At 72.7% G+C, this 20,155-nt stretch carries 25 protein-coding genes; 10 read left to right on the forward strand and 15 right to left on the reverse strand.

Annotated features, from left to right (window positions below; all coding sequences use genetic code 11):
• Nucleotides 1–10 precede the first annotated feature (10 nt).
• The 10 genes from GA0070215_RS22725 to GA0070215_RS22765 all read right to left on the reverse strand — a co-directional run bounded on the left by GA0070215_RS22725 (nt 11) and on the right by GA0070215_RS22765 (nt 7,314).
• Nucleotides 11–625 carry a MarC family protein gene (locus tag GA0070215_RS22725; RefSeq protein WP_026268758.1) on the reverse strand — a complete coding sequence of 205 codons (615 nt, stop codon included), beginning with the start codon at nt 623–625 and terminating at the stop codon, nt 11–13.
• Nucleotides 626–656: 31 nt separating this feature from the next.
• The gene (locus tag GA0070215_RS22730) at nt 657–1,523 is read right to left on the reverse strand and encodes a PHP domain-containing protein (protein ID WP_018789061.1); all 867 of its coding nucleotides are present in this window, start codon (nt 1,521–1,523) and stop codon (nt 657–659) included.
• A 10-nt stretch (nt 1,524–1,533) separates the two neighbouring features.
• Nucleotides 1,534–2,745, reverse strand: a complete 1,212-nt coding sequence (locus tag GA0070215_RS22735; protein WP_244167099.1) for a WD40 repeat domain-containing protein — start codon at nt 2,743–2,745, stop codon at nt 1,534–1,536.
• 56 nt (nt 2,746–2,801) lie between these two features.
• A complete protein-coding gene (locus GA0070215_RS22740; protein WP_425254637.1) occupies nt 2,802–3,521 on the reverse strand; it encodes a SigE family RNA polymerase sigma factor in 720 nt (239 codons plus the stop codon).
• A 105-nt stretch (nt 3,522–3,626) separates the two neighbouring features.
• Nucleotides 3,627–4,481, reverse strand: a complete 855-nt coding sequence (locus GA0070215_RS22745; RefSeq protein ID WP_018789064.1) for a PH domain-containing protein — start codon at nt 4,479–4,481, stop codon at nt 3,627–3,629.
• Between the two features lie 6 nt (nt 4,482–4,487).
• The gene (locus GA0070215_RS28520) at nt 4,488–4,646 is read right to left on the reverse strand and encodes a hypothetical protein (RefSeq protein ID WP_013283898.1); all 159 of its coding nucleotides are present in this window, start codon (nt 4,644–4,646) and stop codon (nt 4,488–4,490) included.
• Nucleotides 4,647–4,764: 118 nt separating this feature from the next.
• Nucleotides 4,765–5,463 carry a DUF6758 family protein gene (locus GA0070215_RS22750; RefSeq protein ID WP_341845022.1) on the reverse strand — a complete coding sequence of 233 codons (699 nt, stop codon included), beginning with the start codon at nt 5,461–5,463 and terminating at the stop codon, nt 4,765–4,767.
• Between the two features lie 90 nt (nt 5,464–5,553).
• On the reverse strand, nt 5,554–6,177 hold the full coding sequence (locus GA0070215_RS22755) for a TrmH family RNA methyltransferase (RefSeq protein WP_091049558.1): 624 nt from the start codon (nt 6,175–6,177) through the stop codon (nt 5,554–5,556).
• Between the two features lie 35 nt (nt 6,178–6,212).
• Nucleotides 6,213–6,704, reverse strand: coding sequence for a hypothetical protein (locus GA0070215_RS22760; RefSeq protein ID WP_091049645.1), 492 nt, complete (start codon nt 6,702–6,704; stop codon nt 6,213–6,215).
• A 94-nt stretch (nt 6,705–6,798) separates the two neighbouring features.
• Nucleotides 6,799–7,314: a MaoC family dehydratase gene (locus tag GA0070215_RS22765; RefSeq protein WP_018789068.1), complete on the reverse strand. Its 516-nt coding sequence runs from the start codon at nt 7,312–7,314 to the stop codon at nt 6,799–6,801.
• A 546-nt stretch (nt 7,315–7,860) separates the two neighbouring features.
• Here GA0070215_RS22765 and trxA point away from each other — a divergent pair.
• The 3 genes from trxA (at nt 7,861) to GA0070215_RS22780 (ending at nt 9,690) form a co-directional block, all read left to right on the forward strand.
• Nucleotides 7,861–8,223, forward strand: a complete 363-nt coding sequence (trxA, locus tag GA0070215_RS22770; RefSeq protein ID WP_018789069.1) for a thioredoxin — start codon at nt 7,861–7,863, stop codon at nt 8,221–8,223.
• A gap of 142 nt (nt 8,224–8,365) precedes the next feature.
• Nucleotides 8,366–8,806: a hypothetical protein gene (locus GA0070215_RS22775; RefSeq protein WP_091049561.1), complete on the forward strand. Its 441-nt coding sequence runs from the start codon at nt 8,366–8,368 to the stop codon at nt 8,804–8,806.
• The gene (locus GA0070215_RS22780) at nt 8,803–9,690 is read left to right on the forward strand and encodes an HTTM domain-containing protein (protein WP_091049565.1); all 888 of its coding nucleotides are present in this window, start codon (nt 8,803–8,805) and stop codon (nt 9,688–9,690) included. The genes GA0070215_RS22775 and GA0070215_RS22780 overlap by 4 nt, the downstream gene beginning before the upstream one ends.
• 15 nt (nt 9,691–9,705) lie before the next feature.
• Here the strand turns inward: GA0070215_RS22780 and GA0070215_RS22785 are convergent, their stop codons facing one another.
• Nucleotides 9,706–10,125 (reverse strand): thiol-disulfide oxidoreductase DCC family protein, encoded by a 420-nt coding sequence (locus GA0070215_RS22785; protein WP_091049570.1) that lies wholly within the window; start codon nt 10,123–10,125, stop codon nt 9,706–9,708.
• A 91-nt stretch (nt 10,126–10,216) separates the two neighbouring features.
• Between GA0070215_RS22785 and GA0070215_RS22790 the strand changes: the two genes are divergently transcribed.
• Genes GA0070215_RS22790 through GA0070215_RS22800 form a run of 3 tightly spaced genes read left to right on the forward strand, consistent with a single transcriptional unit; the run spans nt 10,217 to nt 13,500 of the window.
• Nucleotides 10,217–12,262 (forward strand): intein-containing Rv2578c family radical SAM protein, encoded by a 2,046-nt coding sequence (locus GA0070215_RS22790; RefSeq protein ID WP_091049573.1) that lies wholly within the window; start codon nt 10,217–10,219, stop codon nt 12,260–12,262.
• A 37-nt stretch (nt 12,263–12,299) separates the two neighbouring features.
• Nucleotides 12,300–12,722 (forward strand): CoA-binding protein, encoded by a 423-nt coding sequence (locus tag GA0070215_RS22795; protein ID WP_091049578.1) that lies wholly within the window; start codon nt 12,300–12,302, stop codon nt 12,720–12,722.
• A 31-nt stretch (nt 12,723–12,753) separates the two neighbouring features.
• Nucleotides 12,754–13,500 (forward strand): hypothetical protein, encoded by a 747-nt coding sequence (locus GA0070215_RS22800; protein ID WP_091049582.1) that lies wholly within the window; start codon nt 12,754–12,756, stop codon nt 13,498–13,500.
• A gap of 3 nt (nt 13,501–13,503) precedes the next feature.
• Here the strand turns inward: GA0070215_RS22800 and GA0070215_RS22805 are convergent, their stop codons facing one another.
• Nucleotides 13,504–14,700, reverse strand: coding sequence for an acyl-CoA dehydrogenase family protein (locus GA0070215_RS22805; protein ID WP_018788967.1), 1,197 nt, complete (start codon nt 14,698–14,700; stop codon nt 13,504–13,506).
• A gap of 172 nt (nt 14,701–14,872) precedes the next feature.
• On the opposite strand from GA0070215_RS22805, the gene GA0070215_RS22810 reads away from it, so the two are divergent.
• The gene (locus GA0070215_RS22810) at nt 14,873–15,274 is read left to right on the forward strand and encodes a DUF4190 domain-containing protein (protein WP_018788966.1); all 402 of its coding nucleotides are present in this window, start codon (nt 14,873–14,875) and stop codon (nt 15,272–15,274) included.
• A 3-nt stretch (nt 15,275–15,277) separates the two neighbouring features.
• Here GA0070215_RS22810 and GA0070215_RS22815 read toward each other — a convergent pair whose 3' ends face one another.
• Entirely contained in the window at nt 15,278–16,168 is an 891-nt protein-coding gene (locus GA0070215_RS22815; RefSeq protein WP_036347181.1) for an SDR family NAD(P)-dependent oxidoreductase, read from the reverse strand.
• 116 nt (nt 16,169–16,284) lie between these two features.
• Between GA0070215_RS22815 and GA0070215_RS22820 the strand changes: the two genes are divergently transcribed.
• On the forward strand, nt 16,285–16,854 hold the full coding sequence (locus GA0070215_RS22820) for a DUF4190 domain-containing protein (protein ID WP_018788964.1): 570 nt from the start codon (nt 16,285–16,287) through the stop codon (nt 16,852–16,854).
• 42 nt (nt 16,855–16,896) lie between these two features.
• Here the strand turns inward: GA0070215_RS22820 and GA0070215_RS22825 are convergent, their stop codons facing one another.
• Nucleotides 16,897–17,853, reverse strand: a complete 957-nt coding sequence (locus GA0070215_RS22825) for an HpcH/HpaI aldolase/citrate lyase family protein (protein ID WP_026268732.1) — start codon at nt 17,851–17,853, stop codon at nt 16,897–16,899.
• 124 nt (nt 17,854–17,977) lie between these two features.
• On the opposite strand from GA0070215_RS22825, the gene GA0070215_RS22830 reads away from it, so the two are divergent.
• Both GA0070215_RS22830 and GA0070215_RS22835 read left to right on the forward strand, forming a co-directional pair.
• A complete protein-coding gene (locus GA0070215_RS22830) occupies nt 17,978–18,802 on the forward strand; it encodes an SDR family NAD(P)-dependent oxidoreductase (protein WP_026268731.1) in 825 nt (274 codons plus the stop codon).
• A gap of 17 nt (nt 18,803–18,819) precedes the next feature.
• Nucleotides 18,820–19,107, forward strand: coding sequence for a hypothetical protein (locus GA0070215_RS22835; RefSeq protein ID WP_091049586.1), 288 nt, complete (start codon nt 18,820–18,822; stop codon nt 19,105–19,107).
• A gap of 44 nt (nt 19,108–19,151) precedes the next feature.
• Here GA0070215_RS22835 and GA0070215_RS22840 read toward each other — a convergent pair whose 3' ends face one another.
• Nucleotides 19,152–20,108, reverse strand: a complete 957-nt coding sequence (locus GA0070215_RS22840) for a DMT family transporter (RefSeq protein WP_018788960.1) — start codon at nt 20,106–20,108, stop codon at nt 19,152–19,154.
• Nucleotides 20,109–20,155: the final 47 nt, after the last annotated feature.

Genomic DNA, 20,155 nt, shown 5'->3' on the forward strand with positions numbered 1-20,155 from the left:
GACGACCCGCTCAGGCGTTGTTGAGGTACTGGGTGACGAACGCGGCGATCGCGTCGGCGATGAGCTGCACGGCGATGGCGGCCAGCAGCAGGCCGGCGATCCGGGTCAGCACCTCGATGCCGCCGGGACGCAGCACCTTGACGATCCCGCCGGAGAAACGCAGCACCACCCAGACGGTGACCATCACCGCGACGATTGCCAGCCCGATGGCGAGGTAGTCGACGGGGCCGCCGGCCTGCTGCACGAACAGCATGGTCGCCACGATGGCGCCCGGCCCGGCCAGCAGCGGGGTGCCGAGCGGCACCAGCGCGATGTTCGAGGTGACCTGGTTGCTGGGGTCGTCCGCCTTGCCGGTCAGCAGCTCCAGCGCGACCAGGATCAGCAACAGGCCGCCCGCCGCCTGGAGGGCGGGCAGGTCGACGTGCAGGTACGCCAGGATCGTCTGCCCCGCCACCGCGAAGAGCACGATGACCACGAGCGCCAGCGCCACGGCCTGCCAGGCGGCCCGGTTCCGGTCGCGCGCGGGCAGCGGCCCGGTCAGCGCGAGGAAGATGGGCATCATGCCGGGCGGGTCGACGATCACCAGCAGGGTCACGAAGACCTCGCCGAAGAGCTTGAGATCCACGCCGACACGGTAGCCGTGCCGCCGCGGCACTTCAGCTCGAAGCGACAGGGGTCACCCCGCGGGCCAGCGCGACGATCCGCTCGTACGCCTCGGGCCCTGTGGTGTGCGCGCCGAGCCGGACGGTCTTGTGCGTGCCGTGGAAGTCGGACGAGCCGGTGACCAGTAGTCCCAGGTCGGCGGCGAGCCCGCGGACGTGCGCCCGCTCGGCCGGGTCGTGGTCCTCGTGGTCGGCCTCCAGCCCGGCCAGGCCGGCCGTCGCCAGGTCCGCGATCAGCTCGTCCGGCACGATCCGGCCGCGCCGACTCGCCTTGGGGTGGGCGAAGACGGGCACGCCACCGGCCGCCCGCACCAGCGCCACCGCCCGGAACACCTCGATGTCGTCCTTCGGCAGCCGGTACCGCTCGCCGAGCCAGTCCGGACCGAAGGCCTCGGTGGTGGTGGCGACCAGGCCGGCCCGGATCAGCGCCTGCGCGATGTGCGGTCGGCCGACGGTGCCGCCGCCCGCGCCGGTCAGGATCTCCGTCCAGCTCACCGGGACGCCGTCGGCCTGGAGCAGCCGCACGATGCGCTCGCCGCGTTCCTCGCGGGCCCGGCGTACCCGGGCCAGCTCCGCGGCCAGGTGCGGCTCGGCCGGGTCGAACAGGTAGGCGAGCAGGTGCAGCGGGATCGCCGGCTCGGCGCCGGACCAGCGGCAGGAGATCTCCGCCCCACGGACGAGGGTGAGGCCGGGCGGCAGGGCGGCGACGGCGGGCGACCAGCCCGCTGTGGTGTCGTGGTCGGTGAGTGCCACCACGTCGAGCCCGGCGTCGGCGGCCGCCCGGACCAGGTCGGCGGGGGCCAGGGTGCCGTCGCTGGCGGTGGAGTGGGTGTGCAGGTCGATGCGGGCGGGGACGCTCACCCGCCCGACGCTACGCCCCGTCCGGCACCGCGGGGACGTCGGCCACCACCACCGGGTGGTCCTCCGGCGCCAGCCCTTCGACAGTCGCGGCCGTGGGCCGGTCACCGGCCAGCACCTGCTCGGGCTCGACCCGGACCAACCCGCCGCTCGCGTCCACGTGCAGCGCCACGCCGCCCCGGGTCCAGGCCACGCCGCCGGCCAGCACCGGGCCGGCCGGGTGGGTGACCGGGCGGGCCGGGTCGCCCAGGTCCACCAGGAGGGCGGTTCGCGACGTGCCGTTCGCGAGCAGCCACCGCCCGTCGGGGGAGACGGCGCCGAGCCCGTCGGTGGCCAGCTTCAGGCCGCATCCGGTACGCACCGGGGCGAGGTCGCGGGCCGGGTCGAGCAGGGCCAGGCAGAGCTGCTGGTCCCGGCCCGCGGCGACCAGGCCGACCACCCGACCGTCGGGCCGGGTGCCGTAGACGGTGCGGACGGCCGGGTTCACCGGACCCGGCTGCCCGCCCAGCGCGCGGTCCCAGACGCTCATCCCGCCGTCGCCGGGCTGCTGGATCAGCACCGTGTCACCGGCGAAACCGACCGGCACGGCACCCTCCGGCGCGGCGGTCCGGACCGGTGCGATGAGCTGACCGGCGACCACACCGGCGGCGATCACGTCCGTGCCGTCCCGCCAGGCGACCTGGCGGCCGTCCGGGGAGACCGCCACCGCGTCCGCGGCGGCGAGCATGACCTGCGGCGCGGCGCCACCGACCGGCACCCACCAGAGGGTACGGCCGGCGACGGTGGCCGCCGAGGTGAGCAGCCAGCCCTCCTGGTCGTGGATCCGCTGCGCCCGTTCGACGCCGCTCACCCCGGGCAGCTGCCGCCGTTCGCCGCCGCTGGTGTCCAGCCGGTCACCGACGAGCAGGTCGAGTTCGGCGCGGACCGGCCCGGAGCGGGTGACCGAGGACGGGCCGGACGGCGACGGGAAGAGGACGGGCGGGTCGCCGAGCACCACTGTGGGCGTGCCGCCGTCGCCGCCGGACGCGCTGATCTGGGCCACCCCGGTCGTGATGAAGACGGTGGCGACCCCGGCCAGCGCCAGGCCGGTGAGCGTGCGGCGCCGGCCCGTGCGCCGCGCCCGGCGCAGGACAGCCCCGGCCGGGTCGGCGGGCAGCGGACGGGACGTCGCGACGCGGCGGGTCAGCGTCTCCCGCAGCGCCCGCTCCAGCTCGTCGTCGCTCACGGGAAATGGACGCTCCGGGCTGCCCGTCCGGTTGTCAGCGTCGTGCGGGGTACCGCTCATCGGCTTTCCGCCGGGATCGGGGCCGCGGGGCGGACCGGAGCCGCCGGTGGGACCGGCCGGGGCACCCGGGCGGCGGGCCGTCGCGCCGGGGTACGGGCCGGCTCGGCGTCCCGCGCCGGCTCGGCGTCCCCGGCCGGCGGGACGGCCCGGCCGGCCGAGGCGGGACCGGGCGGGGCGGGCGGGGTCGCGGTGGGCGCGTCGGCCGGTGCGGGCAGGCTCAGGGCCGCCTCGGAGCCGAGCCGGCGGCGTAGCGTGTTCAGCGCCCGGGAGGTCTGGCTCTTGACCGTGCCCGGGGAGATGTCCAGCAGCGCGGCGGTCTGCGCCTCGGACATGTCCTCGTAGAAGCGCAGCACCAGCACGGCCCGCTGCCGGGCGGGCAGCGCCTGGAGGTGCCGCCAGAGCGCGTCCCGGTCGAGTTGCTGCTCGATCTCGTCGACACCGGCGCGCTCCGGCAGCACCTCGGTGGGGCGCTCGCCGTGCCAGCGGCGCCGCCACCAGCTGGTGGACGTGTTGACCATGACCCGGCGGGCGTACGGCTCGATGGCGTCGATCCCGCCGAGCCGCTTCCAGGCGAGGTAGGTCTTGGTGAGCGCGGTCTGGAGCAGATCCTCGGCCGTGGCCCAGTCACCGGCGAGCAGGTACGCGGTGCGCAGCAGGGCGCCGGACCGGGCCGCGACGAACTCGCGGAACTCCTCCTCCAGCGGATCTCTGCTCACCACCACACTCATCTCCCCCCGTCCTGCCTGGCAGGATGCCACGGCCTGCCCGGTCGGGTCGATGGCGGAAGGTGCGCAGTCCATCCGATGTTCGGACGAAAAGTTTCAGGCTCCGTCGTCGGCCTTGGCCTCGTCGGCTTCCTTGCCCAGCCGCGCCTCGACCGCCTGCGGCTCGTACATCTCCTCGACCACGCGCAGGTAGAGCTCGTTCGGGTTGGGCAGGTTCTTGATCACCCGAAGTGCCTGTTCCTGACCGGCGGACTCCAGCACGAACGTGCCGTAGTTGAGGGCGCGGCCGGTCGGGCTCTGCTCGTACTTCATGTCGGTGACCCGGGTGAGCGGCATCATCGCGACCTGCCGGGTGATGATCCCGTTGACCACCATCACCCGCTTGTTGGTCAGGATGAACCGGTCGTACCACCAGTCGGCGACCTTCCAGGCGACCCAGCCCATCACGGCGAACCAGAGCAGCACGGCGACGGTGGTCAGCGCGCCGACGTCCCGCCCGGCGAGGAAGCCGGAGAGGTAGCCGAGCACGAACGTGGCCGCCACGCCGACGATGATCGGGGTGGTGAGGTGGATCCAGTGCCGCTTCCACTCGCCCCGGTACCGCTCGGTGGGGAAGAGGTAACGCGCCACGAGCGAGCTGGGCTCGTCCTCCAGCGGCAGCACCCGGCGGGGTGCCATGCCGGAGGCGTCTGACCGCAGCCCGGCCAGCTCGTCCTCGGAGATCGGCTGGTCCGGGAAGCCGTCCGGGTCACGCGCCCAGGCCCGGCCGGACCGCCCCTCACCGGCGTACGCGCTGCCGTAGCCGGCATCGTCCGCGTCCGCGTACGGACCGGGACCGTACGCACCGGGCGGGTCGTCCGGATCGATCCGCGGGATCGGCTCGGTGTCCCGCTCCCGGCGTGCCCGGTCGGGGTCGTCCGGGTCGAAGGGCGGACCGGAAGGGCTTCCCATGGGTGGCTAGGCGACGAGGTTGGTGAAGAAGTCGCCGAAGCCCTGTGCGATGTCCATGATGCCGCCGCCGAGGGACTTGAAGACGTCGGCGGCGGAGTTGGGCCGGTACGCAACAAAGAAGATCAAGAATGCGATGCCGGCCCAGGTGAGGACCTTCTTGACCATAGCGGGCCATCCTCTCGCGCGGCGCCGGGTCCGTTTACCGCAGCGGCACCCAGAGTATCAGCATGGTGTCTTACCGTGAATATCTGCGTCCGCTCTCCGACTCGCCGTGACGAGCCGGTCAGGCTCGTCCGTGCAAGTACGGAGACGGTGCGCCGTACACGAGTTCGGGCGGTGTCCACTCGGTGAGGTCGTGCAGCACGACTTCTTCCGCGAGGAGGTGACCCGCACTCGCCGGCCAGGCTATCGCATGGAGCCACATTCCCCGAGCCTCGCCGGCGTAGGCGCTTCGATCCGTTTCGGAGCGAACGAGCCACAGTGGAGTCGGATGGCCGCCCGCCCGGATCTTCGCGTGCGGCAGCCGCTCGGGATGACCAGGGCCGGGATCGGTGAGCGCCTCCTCCACCTGTGGACCGGGGTCGGGTCCGGGCAGTCCCGCGAAACGGGATCCGAGGCCGACGCCGGGTTCCTCGGCGACGAAGATCAGGTCGGCCGGCCCACCGTCCAGGGGGGCTGGTCCGGCGCAGGCGAGCAGCGTGGCCCGCACGCCCGCGCGGTCGTCGCCCGCCCACGCCACGCCGGTGAGCGTCCACCCCGGCGGGAGCGGCCACGGGCACCACAGCGGCATCCGGAGCCGGTCGGCCGGGTCCGGATCGGCCGCCACCCGCCCGACCACGCTGGCCATGATCTCGGCGCTGATGTGCTCCGGCACGTGCAGCGGCGCGACCGGGCCGCAGCTGACGCACCGGTGCTCGGCGTGCATCAGGTCCGGCTCGCGCACCGGGCCCGCACATCTCGGACAACTCACCGCGACAGTCACACCCTCACCGTCGCCCCGGACTCGCCAGGCGTCAAGCGGGGCGGGCGGACGAGCGTGGGATTTCCGCCCGGTGGTGGACCCACGCAGCGTTCAGTCCGGCGGCGGCCCGGCGTACGACCGGATCCAGGTGTGCATGGCGATGCCGCTGGCCACGCCCGCATTGATGGACCGGGTCGAGCCGTACTGGGCGATGGAGAACAGCGCGTCGCAGGCCGATCGGGCCACCGCCGACAGCCCCGGCCCCTCCTGCCCGAACAGGAGCACGCAGCGACGCGGCAGCACCGCCGTCTCCATCGGCCGGGAGCCGGGCAGGTTGTCGATCCCGACCACCGCCAGCCCTTCGCCGCGCGCCCACGCGACGAACTCCTCGATCGTCGGGTGGTGCCGGACGTGCTGGTAGCGGTCGGTCACCATGGCGCCGCGCCGGTTCCACCGCCGCCGCCCGACGATGTGCACCTCGGCGGCGAGGAAGGCGTTGGCGTTGCGGACCACGGTGCCGATGTTGAAGTCGTGCTGCCAGTTCTCGATCGCCACGTGGAAGTCGTGCCGGCGCCGGTCCAGGTCGGCCACCACCGCCTCGCGCCGCCAGTAGCGGTAGCGGTCCACCACGTTGCGCCGGTCCCCGGCGGCGAGCAGCTCCGGGTCGTAGCGCGGGTCGTCCGGCGGGTCACCGGGCCACGGCCCCACACCCACGTCGAGCTGGTCGTCGGTCACGGTCTGCAGAGGGTACGGCCCGGCGGCGTCCCCGGTCAGCGCAGGTCGAGCGCGCCGCCCAGCCGGTCGAGGAAACGCGTGTCGGCGGGGCTCGGCACGGTCCGCCCGGACCGGCACACCCGGGCGGCGACCGACTCCACCCACTGCCGGTACGCCGCCGAGTCGGCCGGATCGGCCCGGCGGCGCAGCACCCGTACCGCGGCCCGGACGGCGGCCAGCAAATCGACCAGGTCGGTCAGGTGCTCGTCCCGCTCGGTGACGCCGTCGTGGCGGGCGTAGATCGCGGCCACCACGGCGCGGACGAGATCGCTGTCGAAGGCCCGGCCGGCGGCCACCGCGTCCAGGCCGGCCAGACCGGCCGCGACCCCCCGCGGCGGGCGCCCGGGGCCGGGCGAGGCGGCGGCGACGAGGACGCGGCCCGGCAGGTCGGTCAGCAGGTCCCACTCCGCCACCGAGTAGGCGGCGGTGGCGACCGGTGCGGTGCGGCGACCGGGGGAAGGCGGCTCTCCGGCTACGGAGTGGCTCATGGGCACCTCCAGCCCGAGCATATGCCCCCGGACGAGGTCCGGACCCCGTCCCCGCCGAACGGAGAACGAGGCCCGGTGACCGGACGGACGCAGGTCAGCGCGGCTCGGGGAAGCTGGGACGCTCCGGGTCGACGCCGTCCGGGACGGCGGCGGCCGCGTACTCCCTCTTCGGCACCATGACCTTGCGGCGGAACACGCAGACGAGCGTGCCGTCCTGGTTGTAGCCGCGGGTCTCGACCGCCACCACGCCGCGGTCGGGCTTCGACGCCGACTCGCGCTTGTCCAGCACCGTCGTCTCGCCGTAGATGGTGTCGCCGTGGAAGGTCGGCGCGACGTGCCGCAGCGACTCGATCTCCAGGTTGGCGATCGCCTTGCCGCTGACGTCCGGTACGGACATACCCAGCAGCAGCGAGTAGATGTAGTTGCCGACCACCACGTTGCGCTTGAACTGCGAGGCGGACTCGGCGTAGTGCGCGTCCATGTGCAGCGGGTGGTGGTTCATGGTGAGCAGGCAGAAGAGGTGGTCGTCGTACTCGGTGACCGTCTTGCCCGGCCAGTGCCGGTAGACGGCGCCGACCTCGAACTCCTCGTAGTAACGGCCGAACTGCATCCTGGTCCCCTTCACGGGCGGCGATGGAGTTCGGCACAGCATGCCTTATCGCTTGTTAAGGCGAGGGGCGGGGCGCTCAACCGGCGGAAATGTCACACCGGGGGCACCGAGGTCCGGACGCAATGAGCGGCGGGGCCCTCCCCGGCACCCGCCGCCCACGCTCTGATGTGAAGAATTCTGCCGTACGACCACCCGGCACCGACAGAGACGGAGGTCACATTTACCTTTTCGTAACACTACTCAAAGTAACCGAAATGCGGTCGGTAAGCGATCTCCGCAGGCCGGATAGGCGCTTGTCAAGCCCGAAGTTACCGAGACGTAGCGGAAACTGGGCGTGATCTCCATGGAAACGCTCCCATCACATCCCGTCACGCAAGTGCGGCGTGCATTTGCGTTCCGCACGACCGACGCCAACAGATGGTGTTCGATGTGCCCAGGGTCACCGTCCCGGCGCTCAGCGTTTCGTCACCCGCGCGACGGGAATTCGGACGGACCGACCCTGGTTCCACCGGACGTACGACAATCCGCGGTGATCGGAGAGAGCAAATGGCAACGGTTGAGCTGACCACGGCCAACTTTGACGAGGTGACCGGCCAGGACGGGATCGTCCTGCTCGACTTCTGGGCGGACTGGTGCGGCCCGTGCAAGCGCTTCGCCCCGGTCTACGAGCGTTCCTCGGAGAAGCACCCGGACATCGCCTTCGGCAAGGTCGACACCGAGGCGCAGCAGGAGCTGGCGGCGAAGTTCAACATCAGCTCCATCCCGACGATCATGGCGATCCGTGACGGCGTGATCGTCTTCGCCCAGCCGGGCGCGTTGCCCGAGTCGGCGCTGGAGAACCTCATCGAGCAGGTCCAGGCGCTGGACATGGACGACGTCCGCAAGAAACTGGCCGAGCACAACCACTGACGCTCCGCACGCCGCCGGCCGGTGCCTGCCTCGGGCGCCGGCCGGCGGCGTCCTCGCGCCGCCGAACCGGCGGGACGGACAGTGAGGAATGACCGACTGAGGGACACTTTCGGCCGCTTCGCTCCCGTATCGTCACCATGCGATGGAGACCTTGACCGCCCGCGGGCGCGCGGTCCGACTGGGCGCCACAGTGATCGGCCTGGCGCTGTTGCTCTACGGCACCGTGCGCGGCACCGACGACGACTTCCCGTTCGGGCCGTTCCGGATGTACTCCACCTCCGAACCGCCGAACGCGCCCGCACCGGACACCCGCGTCGAAGGCGTCGACCGCACCGGGGCGGTGGTGCCGCTCGGCCAGGAGGCCACCGGCATCCGCCGGGCCGAGATCGAGGGGCAGCAGGACCGGTACGCCGCCGACCCGAGCCTGCTGCGGGCCGTCGTCGATGCGTACGCCGAACGCCACCCGGGCGCACCGGAACTGGTGGAGGTCCGGATCGTGGTGCGCTGGTTCGACATCCAGGGCGGCCGTCCGACCGGCGAGTGGACCGACGAGACCGCCGTACGCTGGGAGACCGGCGGATGACCGCCTGGCTGACCGAGGCGGTTCCGCGCGGCCGGGTCGCCGCCTTCCGCACCCTGGTCTACCTCTTCGTCGCCGCCGACCTGGTCGTCTTCACCCCCTGGGTGCGCACCCGGGTCGACGTTCCCGGCGACCTCTACCAGCCGCTGTTCGTCGGCCGGCTGCTCCCGCTGCCCACCCCCACCCCGGCCCTGGTCGGCGTGGTGTTCTGGGCGCTGCTGGTCACCGCGCTGCTCGCCGCCACCGGCCGGGCGCACCGGCTGCTCGGCTGGACGGTCTTCGCGCTTTACCTCGAGTGGATGATCGTGGCGATGAGCTACGGCAAGGTCGACCACGACCGCTTCGCGCTCCTGGTCGCGCTCGCGGTGCTGCCCACCGCCGGCCGTGCCCGGCACGGCGACCCGATCCGTACCGAGGCGGGCGGCTGGGCGTTGCGGGTCACCCAGATCTCGGTCGTCTGCACGTACTTCCTCGCCGCCTGGGCCAAGTTCCGCTTCGGCGGGTGGGACTGGGCGACCGGCTCGGTGCTGGCCCGGGCGATCATCAGGCGCGGCACCGACCTCGCCGACCTGATCGCGCAGGTGCCGCACCTGCTGATCGTGGCGCAGTTCGGCATCCTCGCGTTCGAACTGCTCAGCCCACTGGTGTTCGTGCTGCGGGCCCGGTGGCGGACGATGACCGTCGGCTTCTTCTACTCGTTCCACCTGGTGACCATCGCGACGATCACCATCTCGTTCGCCCCGCACCTGGTGGCGATGACCAGTTTCCTGGCGCTGGAGAAGGTCCGCCCGGTGGTGTTCGTCAGGCGCCTGCTCGGCCGCCCGCCGCCGACGTCTCCCGCCGACGGGGCACCTGCGCTCGACCGGTCCGCGACGGCGACCGCCTGAGCGCGGGTACGCGACTCACGCGGTCGGCTCCGGCCGCCCGGCCGGGCCGTAGAGCCGCTCCCGGGCCTCCTGCGGCAGCGCGCAGGCGGCCGTCCCACCCGGCATCCGATGCCGGTTGCGGACCACCCAGCGGTACGCGGGCCACGCCGCCGCGCGGACCGGCGGGAGGCGCAGCCCGGCCCCGGCGAACCGCCAGAGCGGCCCGCTGTCGCCGAGCAGCCGGGCGATGGCGTCGGGCCCGGCGGCCCGGGAGCCGTCGGCACCCACCCACTGGACCGCCTCCTCGCACTCTGCCTCCGTCAGACCCAGCGCCGCCAGGTCGGCGAACTGCCACGGCACCACCCGGGCGCCGGTCGGGACACGACGCTCGATGAACTGCGCGCAACCGGTACAGAAGGCGCAGTCGCCGTCGTAGACGAAGGTCGACGTCTCCATGCCCCCATCCTGCACCGCCCCGGCTCGCGGCGGCGCGCGGTGTCCGGAGCATCACTTGCACTTCGTTCGTACGCATGTTCGAATGACTTCCATGCGCTGGGACAACCTCTCCGCTCCCCCGGACGAGGGGACTCCCGATCGGGCGACGCCGGCGGCTCCACCCCTGCCGCTGGCGCTGCCCGGCGCCGTCACCCGCACGTTCGACACCCCGGACTTCGCCGGCATGACCTTCTACGAGGTCCACGCCAAGTCGGTCATCAACCGGGTGCCCGGCCAGTCGCGGGTGCCGTTCGAGTGGACGATCAACCCCTACCGGGGCTGTTCACACGCCTGCGTCTACTGCCTGGGCGGCGACACACCGATCCTGATGGCCGACGGCCGCACCAGAGCGATCAGCGAGCTGGAGCCCGGCGACCGGATCTACGGCACCCGGCGGCGCGGCGCCTACCGCCACTACGTCGTCACCACTGTGCTCGACAAGTGGTCGACCGTGAAGCGGGCCTACCGGGTCACCCTCGCCGACGGCACCACGCTCGTCGCCAGCGGCGACCACCGGTTCCTGACCGAACGCGGCTGGAAGCACGTCACCGGGACGATGCGCGGCGACGGGCGCCGTCCGCACCTGACCACCCGCAACCGCCTGCTGGGCACCGGCCGGTTCGCGGTGGCGCCGAAACGCTCGGCCGACTACCGCCGCGGTTACCTGCACGCCCTGGTCCGCGACGACGGTCCCTCCGGCGACCGGCGCGACACCCGGTTCCGGCTGGCCACCGCCGAGGCGGAGGCGCTGGACCGGGCCGAGCGCCATCTGGCCGACGCGGGCGTCACCGTCGAGCGGGCCACCGTCGCCCGGGTGGGCCGCCGGTCGACGACCACTGTGGTCCGCACAGCCGGCCCGGCCGACGTCGTCACCGGGCTTTTCGAGCCATGCGACGAGACGACAGACGACTGGGCACTGGGCTACCTGGCCGGCATGTTCGACGCCGCCGGCACCTGCCACCAGGGCGTGTTCCGGATCAGCGTCGCCGACGACGAGAGCCGGGCCCGCACGGCCGGAGCGCTGGAGCGTTTCGGCTTCCGGTGGGCGCTCGACGTGCCGGGCACACCCGGTGCGGCGTGTCAGCTCCGGCTGACCGGCGGGCTGCCGGAGCGGCTGCGCTTCTTCCACCTCACCGACCCGGCCGTCACCGCCCGGCGCTCGATCGAGGGCATGGCGCTCAAGTGCGCGACGCGGCTCCAGGTGACCGCCGTGGAGGATCTCGGCCTGGAGCTTCCGCTGTGGGACATCACCACCGGCACCGGCGACTTCATCGCCAACGGCGTGGTGAGCCACAACTGCTTCGCCCGCAACACCCACACCTATCTCGACCTGGATCCGGGCACGGACTTCGACCGCAAGGTGATCGTCAAGGTCAACGCGGGCGAGCTGGTCCGCCGCGAGCTGGCCGCCCCGCGTTGGCGCGGCGCGCACGTCGCCATGGGCACCAACGTGGACTGTTACCAGCGGGCCGAGGGCCGCTACCGGCTGATGCCGCCGATCATCGAGGCGCTGCGCGACTTCGCGAACCCGTTCTCCATCCTGACCAAGGGCACGCTGCTGCTGCGTGACCTGCCCCTGTTGCGTCAGGCGGCCGAGGTGACACGGGTCGGGCTGTCGTACTCGGTGGGGTTCGTGGACGAGGCGCTCTGGCGGGCGGCCGAACCCGGTACGCCGAGCCCGCGCCGCCGCCTCGACGCGGTACGCACCCTCACCGACGCCGGCTTCTCCGTCGGCGTGCTGATGGCGCCGATCCTGCCCGGCCTCAGCGATGACGAGGAGTCGATCGACGCCACTGTCGCTGCCATCGCCGCCTCCGGCGCGGCGAGCGTGACGCCGTTGCCGCTGCACCTGCGGCCCGGCGCCCGGGAGTGGTACGCCCGCTGGCTGGCCCGGGAGTTTCCCCACCTGGTGCCCCGCTACCGGCAGCTCTACCAGGCCGGCTCGTACGCGCCCCAGGCTTACCAGCGGGAGGTCACCGCGCGGGTGCGGATGGCGGCCCGCCGGCACGGGCTGCACCGGGGCGGGACCGGCGACAATCGCCGACTGCCGGAGACCCCGCCGCCCACCCCGGCCGCCGAACAGCTCTTCCTGCTGTAGCGGGGAAGCCCCGTACCGGCGGGGCTAGTCTCGGGGCATGCGTTCCGCTCAGCAGATCCTCGCCGACTCCGCCGTGATCGCCGTCGTGGGTGCCTCCCGTGATCCGGGCAAGGCCGCGCACCGCGTACCGCTGGAGATGCAGCGGCACGGCTGGCGGATCATCCCGGTCAACCCGACTGTGGACAAGTTGTTCGGCGAGAAGGCGTACCCGACGCTCGCCGACATCCCGCACCCGGTCGACCTGGTCGACGTGTTCCGCCCGGCCCGCGACGCGGTCGACGTGGTGCGGCAGGCGGTGGCGATCGGCGCCCCGGCGGTGTGGTTGCAGCTCGGGATCTTCTCGGACGAGGCGCGCCGGATCGCCGAGGAGGCCGGTCTCGACTACGTCGAGGACCGGTGCCTCATCGTCGAGCGGGCCGCCGGCGGGCTGACCCGTACATCCGGCGGCACGTCAGCCTGACGCCGCGGCACGCGGCGCGTACCCTTCGGGCATGTCCGGTCCCGGCCCGATGGCGGCTGCGGCGGTGCCCGGCCGCGACGGGCTCTGGTCCCGCAGGCTGCTCGCGCTCCTGGCCGGTGCGGCGGCGGCCGCGGTGAGCGGCCGGGTCCTCCTCGCGCTGGATCCTTCGGACCTCAGCGCGATTCGTGGCACGGTGTGGCTGGTGGGTTTGGTGCACCTGGCGCAGCGGCAGTGGCGGCCACGGCGGACCGGCCGGCTGGTCTGGCGACCCCGGGTGGCCGGGCCGCACGGCGCCGAACCGGGGCTGATGGCCCGGCGGTCGGCGGCGGGATGGCTGGGCCTGACCGCGGACGTGGCGCTCGGCCTCGTCGTGGTGCTCGGCGGGTTCTCGTTCCTGACCGAGCGCTGGCCGCAGGTCGAGCCGTGGCGACCGCTGGTGCTGGGTGCCGTGGCCCTCAGCCTGGGTCGGGTCGTCCACGGCGAGGTGCGGTTCACCGGCCGGCTGGCGTTGACCGGCGGCGGACTCCGGTACGACGGGGACTGGTATCCGTGGTCCGGGATCCGTGGCACGCAGCGGTCCGGCGAGCGTGGCGGCGGTGTGCACCTCTGCCTGGAACCGGAACGGCTGCCCCGGCCGCTGATCGGCGGGCGTGACCTGGCCGTGCCGGACGAGCGGCTGATCGCAGCGATCGAGCAGGTCCGGACCACGCCGGAGGCGCTGGCGGTGGGGTTGCCGGTGGCTCCCCCGGAACCGGCCCCCGGCGTGGCGGAACGCTGAGCGCTACTGCTTGTACTGCTTGAGCAGGCCGCGCGAGATGATCGTCTTCTGGATCTCCGAGGTGCCCTCGCCGATCAGCAGGAACGGCGCCTCGCGCATCAGGCGCTCGATCTCGTACTCCTTGGAGTAGCCGTAGCCGCCGTGGATCCGGAACGCCTCCTGGACCACCTCGGCGCAGTACTCGGACGCGAGCAGCTTCGCCATGCCCGCCTCGACGTCGTTGCGCTGGCCGGCGTCCTTGAGCCGGGCCGCGTTGACCATGAGCGCGTGCGCGGCCTCGATCTTCGTACCCATCTCGGCGAGCTTGAACGCGACGGCCTGGTGCTTGGCGAGCGGCTGGCCGAAGGTGTGGCGCTGCTGGGCGTACGCGACGGCCAGCTCGAACGCCCGGATCGAGATGCCGCAGGCGCGGGCCGCGACGTTCACCCGGCCGACCTCGATGCCGTCCATCATCTGGTAGAAGCCGCGGCCGACCTTGTCCTCGCCGCCGAGCACGGCGGAGGCGGGCACGGTGACGCCGTCGAGCACCATCTCGGTGGTCTCGACGCCCTTGTAGCCCATCTTGTCGATCTTGCCGGGGATGGTGAGGCCGGGCGCGGTCTCGCCGAAGCCGGGCTCCTTCTCCAGCAGGAAGGTGCTCATGTTGCCGTAGACCGAGTCGGCCCCGGTGTCGGTCTTGACCAGGGTGGCCACCACCGAGGAGTACGCCCCGTTCGTCAGCCACATCTTCTGGCCGTTGAGGACGTAGTCGTCGCCCTGCCGGACGGCCTTCGACTTGATCGCCGAGACGTCCGAGCCGCACTCGGGCTCCGACATCGAGAAGGCGCCGCGCACCTCGCCGGTGGCCATCCGGGGCAGCAGCCGGGCCTTCTGGTCGGCGGAGCCGTGCTGCGAGATCAGGTACGCCACGATGAAGTGGGTGTTGACGATGCCGGAGATCGACATCCAGCCCCGGGACAGCTCCTCGACCACGAGCGCGTAGGTCAGCAGGGACTCGCCCAGGCCGCCGTACTCCTCGTCGATGGTCAGGCCGAACAGCCCCATTTCGCGCATGCCGTCGAGGATGTCGCTGGGGTACTCGTCGGCGTGCTCCAGCCGCTGCGCGTGCGGGATGATCTCCTTGTCGGCGAACTCCCGGACGGTTTCCAGGATCGACCGCTGCACGTCGGTCAGTCCGGGTGTCTGGGCGAGTCGGGCCATCTCAGCCTCCGGGGTCGGCGCATTACTCATGGGTAACTGAACGCTCGGTCAGTATCGGCCCCGGGACCGGCCGCGCCAAGGTGACCAGTCCACACAACCGCTGTGAAAAGGTTCACCGCTGCGGGTAGCGTCCGCAAGAGAGAGGGTCGTTGACCTGGGGGAAGGGGCGCCCGTGACCGACGAGCAGCCACCGTCGCCGTACGAGCCGCCGTCGCACGGCCAGCCGTACGGGCAGCCGCAGTACGGCCAGCAGCATCCGCAGTGGGGCCAGCAACCCCCGTACGCCCCGCAGCCGCCCTACGGCCAGTACGGCCCGCCCGGTCAGGGCCCACGCCCCGGTGGCACGAACGTGCTCGCCATCCTGTCGCTCGTCCTCGCGTTCGTCTTCGCGCCCGCCGGCATCGTCTGCGGGCACCTGGCCAAGCGGCAGATCCGGCAGACCGGCGAGGACGGCGACCAGCTCGCCAACTGGGGCCTGATCCTCAGTTACGTCTTCACCGTGATCGGCGTGCTGGTCTGCTGCGGATGGATCGGGCTGGCGATCTGGGCCAACTCCGACAGCGGCACGTACTGACCCTCAGCGGAACTGCGCCTCCCGGACGCTGTTGCCGCCGTCGACCACGAGCATCTGACCGGTGATGTACGACGCGGCCGGCGAGCACAGGAACGCGATCGCGGCGGCCACCTCGTCCGGCGTGCCGGGACGCCCGACCGGCGTACCGAGGCCCTGCTTGATCTCGGCCATGGTCGACGCCGCGGTGTGGATGATTCCCGGCGCCACCGCGTTCACAGTCACCCCGTCGGCGACCATCTCCATCGCCAGCGCCCGGGTCAGCCCGACCACGCCGGCCTTCGCCGCCGCGTAGGCCGCCTCGGTGGGCAGCGCGTTGACCGGCCCGGCGGTGGCGGCCAGGTTGACGATCCGGCCCCAGCCCCGCTCGGCCATGCCGCCGATGAACGCGCGGCTGGACAGGAACGCGGTGGTCAGGTTGCGGTCGATCTCGCCGCGCCACTCGTCGTACGTCAACTGCGCCACCGGTCGCAGCACCTCCGGGCTGGCCCGGCTGGCCAGGCCCGCGTTGTTCACCAGCACCTCCACGTCGCCGAGTTGCTCGGCCACCGCGTCGGCGAGCGCGCCCACCTCCGACTCGTCGGTGAGGTCGGCGACGAAACCGGTGACACCCAGCTCGCCCGCGCGTTCGTGGATGCGCCTCGTGGTGGACACGATCGCCACCCGGGCGCCCAGGTCGGACAGCCGGCGCGCGGTCGCGTACCCGATGCCGTCCGGGCTGCCCGCGCCGGTCACCAGCGCGACCCGGCCGTCCAGGCGCATGGTGGCCGGTTCCGGCAGCGGCGCCGGCCGTTCGGAGTCGGCGCCGCCGACCGGCTCGCCGCCGCGCGGGCGGCGCACCGACCCCGGCCGGCTCATGTCCCGTCGCGACCGACCCCCACGCGCGTCAAGTGCCATGCCGAGGATCCTGCCCGGTGCCGACCCCACGGGCAACGCGGTGGCCGGAAAGGGGACGTCCGTGTCGCGCGCCGGGTGGCTACCCTGAGCGCGACCACGTACCTGGAGATGATCAGATGACCTATCCCCCACCGTCCGGTGGCTGGCACGACCCGTCGTCGACGGCCGGACCGCAGTCGAGCCCGCCGGCCGATCCGGCGCTGCCGATGGCGGGCAATCCCGTCCCGACCCAGCCGACCCCGGCGGACCCGTACGCGTCCGCCGATCCGTACGCCGGCATGAAGTCCGCCGACCCGTACGCGGCGGCCGGCTACCCGCCGGGCGCCTACCCGCAGCCGGGTGCCTTTCCGCCGCCGCCGGCCGGTTATCCCGGATACGGGTACCCGCCCGCACCGAAGCAGAACGGCCTGGCCATCGCCGCGATGGTCGTCTCGATCATCGGCGCGCTCGGCCTCTGCGGCTACGGCCTGGGCGGCTACATCGGCGCGGTGGGCGCGATCCTCGGACACATGGCCCGCAAGCAGATCAGGGAACGCGGCGAAGGCGGCGAGGGCTTCGCCACCGCCGGCATCATCGTCGGCTGGATCTCCACCGTGCTGGCCGTGCTGGCCACCATCGCCATCGTGATCTTCATCGTCTGGGTGGCCAACCAGGAACCGTCCGGCTACGGAAGCACGACCTACTGAACCCGGTGGGCCGCCCCGCGAACCCGGGGCGGCCCCGGCCGGTCACTCCGAGGGCGGGGTGAACGAGGAGGTACGCGACATGCCGGCGGCGCGGCCCTTGGCGGCGATCACCAGCGCCATCTTGCGGGACGCCTCGTCGATCATCTCGTCGCCGAGCATCACCGCGCCGAGCTTCCCGCCCGCCTCCGAGGTGTAGTAGTCGTACGCGTCGAGGATCAGTTCGGCGTGGTCGTAGTCGGCCTGCGCCGGGGAGTAGACCTCGTTCGCGGCGTCGATCTGGCCGGGGTGCAGCACCCACTTGCCGTCGAAGCCCAGCGCCGCCGAGCGCTTCGCCACCTCGCGGAACGCGTCCACGTCCCGGATCTGCAGGAACGGCCCGTCGATGGCCTGCTTGTCGTGCATCCGCGCGGCCATCAGGATGCGCATGAGGATGTAGTGGTACGGGTCGCCCGGGTAGTCCGGGATCAGCGCGCCGACCACGAGCGACTTCATGTTGATCGAGGCCATGAAGTCGGCCGGGCCGAAGATGATCGTCTCGACCCGGGGCGAGGCGCCGGCGATGGCGTCCACGTTCACCAGCCCGGCCGCGTTCTCGATCTGCGCCTCGATGCCGATCCGGCCCACCTCCAGGCCGAGCGTGCGCTCGATCTGGGTGAGCAGCAGGTCCAGCCAGTGCACCTGCTCGGCGTTCTGCACCTTCGGCAGCATGATGCAGTCCAGGTTCGCCCCGGCACCCTCGACCACCTCGATGACGTCCCGGTACGTCCACGGCGTGGTCAGGTCGTTGACCCGGACCACGCGGGTCTTGCCCGTCCAGTCGCCCTCGTTCAGCGCGGCCACGATGTTCTTGCGCGCGTCCGGCTTCGCCAGCGGGGCGACCGCGTCCTCCAGGTCCAGGAAGACCTGGTCGGCGGGCAGGCCCTGGGCCTTGCCGAGCATTTTGACGCTGGAGCCGGGTACCGCCAGGCAGGATCGGCGGGGACGACCGACAGCGGTCATGGATGCGCTCCTTCCAGCGTCCGGCGCGGATGCCGGCGCAGCGGTGGATTTCGAGAACTTAACGATCCCAAAGGGCGTGGTGACGCCACGGTAACCTCGTGCCGTGACCGGGGTGAATGGACCTGTGGAAGATCTCACTGAGCGCCGGATCGTGGTGCTGACCGGCGCGAGCTCCGGCATCGGGCTGGCCGCCGCGGAGGAGCTGGCGCGCCGCGGTGACCAGGTGGTGCTGGTCGGCCGCGACCCGGCCCGGCTGCGCGCGGCCGGCGAGCGGGTGCGCGAGTGCTGCGGCGAGCAGCCGGAGCTGTTCCGCGCCGACTTCGCGGTGCTCGACGACGTACGCGGGCTCGCCGAACGGCTGCGCGAGCGGTACGACCGGATCGACGTGCTCGCCAACAACGCGGGCGCGATCGTGCTGGAACCGATCACCACGGTCGACGGTTTCGAGCTGAGCATGCAGGCCAACCACCTCGCCCCGTTCCTGCTCAGCAACCTGCTGCGGGACCGGATCCGGCGGATGGTGGTCACCGGCTCGGACGCGCACCGCAGCGGCGTGCTGGACCCGGACGACCTCAACTCCGCGCTGCGCTCGTACCGGCCGTTCCGCGCGTACGGCACCAGCAAGCAGGCGAACATCCTGTTCACCGCCGAGGCGGCTCGGCGCTGGCCGGAGGTGCCCGCGCACGTGTTCCACCCCGGCGTGGTGCGTACCCGCTTCGGCAACGAGAGCCGGATCGTGGCGCTGGGCATGCGGCTGCTGCCGTTCCGCAGCCCGGAGAAGGGCGCGGAGACGCTGGTCTGGCTGGCCTGCCAGGATCCGTCCCGGCTGATCGACGGCGGCTACTACGCCGACCGCAAGCCGCACCGGCCCAGGCCGAAGGCCGCCGACCCGGCGCTGGCCGCCCGGCTCTGGACGGCCAGCGCGAAGGCGGTCGGGCTGGACGCCTGACGACACCGACGGGGCACATGACCACTGAGCAGGCGGTTCTCCTGGTCGCGCTTGTCGACCTGAGCGCCGACGTGGACGCCGGGCAGCGGTACGAGGACGCGGTGCTCGCGCTGCTCGGCCGGCACGGCGGCCGGGTGGAGCGGCGGCTGCGGACCGGCGACGGGGAAACCGAGGTGCACGTCATCCGCTTCGCCGCCCGCGCCGGGCTCGACGCGTTCCTGATCGACCCGGACCGCGTCGCGCTGCGCACCGAACTGGGCGACGCCGCGCCCGTCACCCGGGTGCTGGAGGTACGCGACGTCTGAGGCGGGCCGGCGCCGCGATCTCCTCGTCGATCGCCGCGACCGGCTCAGTCGCCGAGCGGGGTCGGGTCGGCGGGGGCCGCGACCGGTGCGGCACGGCGACCGGCCCGCGCCCCGCCGAGCACCACCACCGCCACCCCGGCCAGCAGCAGCGCCAGGCCCGGCAGGGCCAGCGGCCGGGGCAACTGCCCCAGCCACACCCAGCCGATCAGCGCCGCGCCGGGCGCCTCCAGCAGGATCAGCACGCTCACGGTGGTCGCGGAGACCCGGTGCAGTGCGTAGTTGAACATCGAGTGGCCGAGCAGTTGGGCGCCCGCCACCAGGCCCAGGATCGCCAGCCAGGTCGGGCCGTCGAAGCCGTGCAGGCGTACCCCGCCGACCAGGCACACCACGAGCAGGATCGCGGTGCAGACGCCGTAGCAGACGGTGGTGTAGGTGGTCGTGCTGATGCTGGCCCGGGCCCGCTCGCCGAACGCGGTGTAGACGGCCGCGAACAGGCCGCCGACCACGGCGAGCAGGTCACCGGCGAACGCCCGGCCGGAGACGCCGAAGTCGGCGCCGGTGGCGAGCACCGCGCCGAGCACCGCCACCCCGATGCCGGCCCACACCGCCGCCGGCAGCCGCCGTCCCTGCCCGCGGGCGATCAGCCCCTGCCACACCGGCTGAGTCGCGCCGAGCGCGGTCGCGGCCGCGACCGAGGTGAGCTGCGCGCTCGGCATCCAGGTGGCGAAGTGGGCGGCCAGGGCCACCCCGGAGAGTACGCAGTAGAGCCCCTCGCGCCGGCCCGGCCCGACGGTGAGCGCGCGGAGTTCGGCGCGGCGCCGGGTCAGCGCGACCGGACCCAGGACCGCCACCGACAACGCGGTACGCCAGAACGCCACCGCCAGCGCGGACGCGGCGGCGAACGCCACGAGCGGCGCCGATGAGGAGACCGAGGCGACGGCCAGGGCGAGCGCGCCCACCGTCAAGGCGTCGAGCGGCGGGCGATGCGGAACGGTCGGCACGATCGGTAATCCTCACACGAACACCCGGCCGACACGGACCGTCAGCA

Origin of the sequence: Micromonospora marina (assembly GCF_900091565.1) — a bacterium.
In the GTDB taxonomy this organism is placed as follows: Bacteria; Actinomycetota; Actinomycetes; order Mycobacteriales; family Micromonosporaceae; genus Micromonospora; species Micromonospora marina.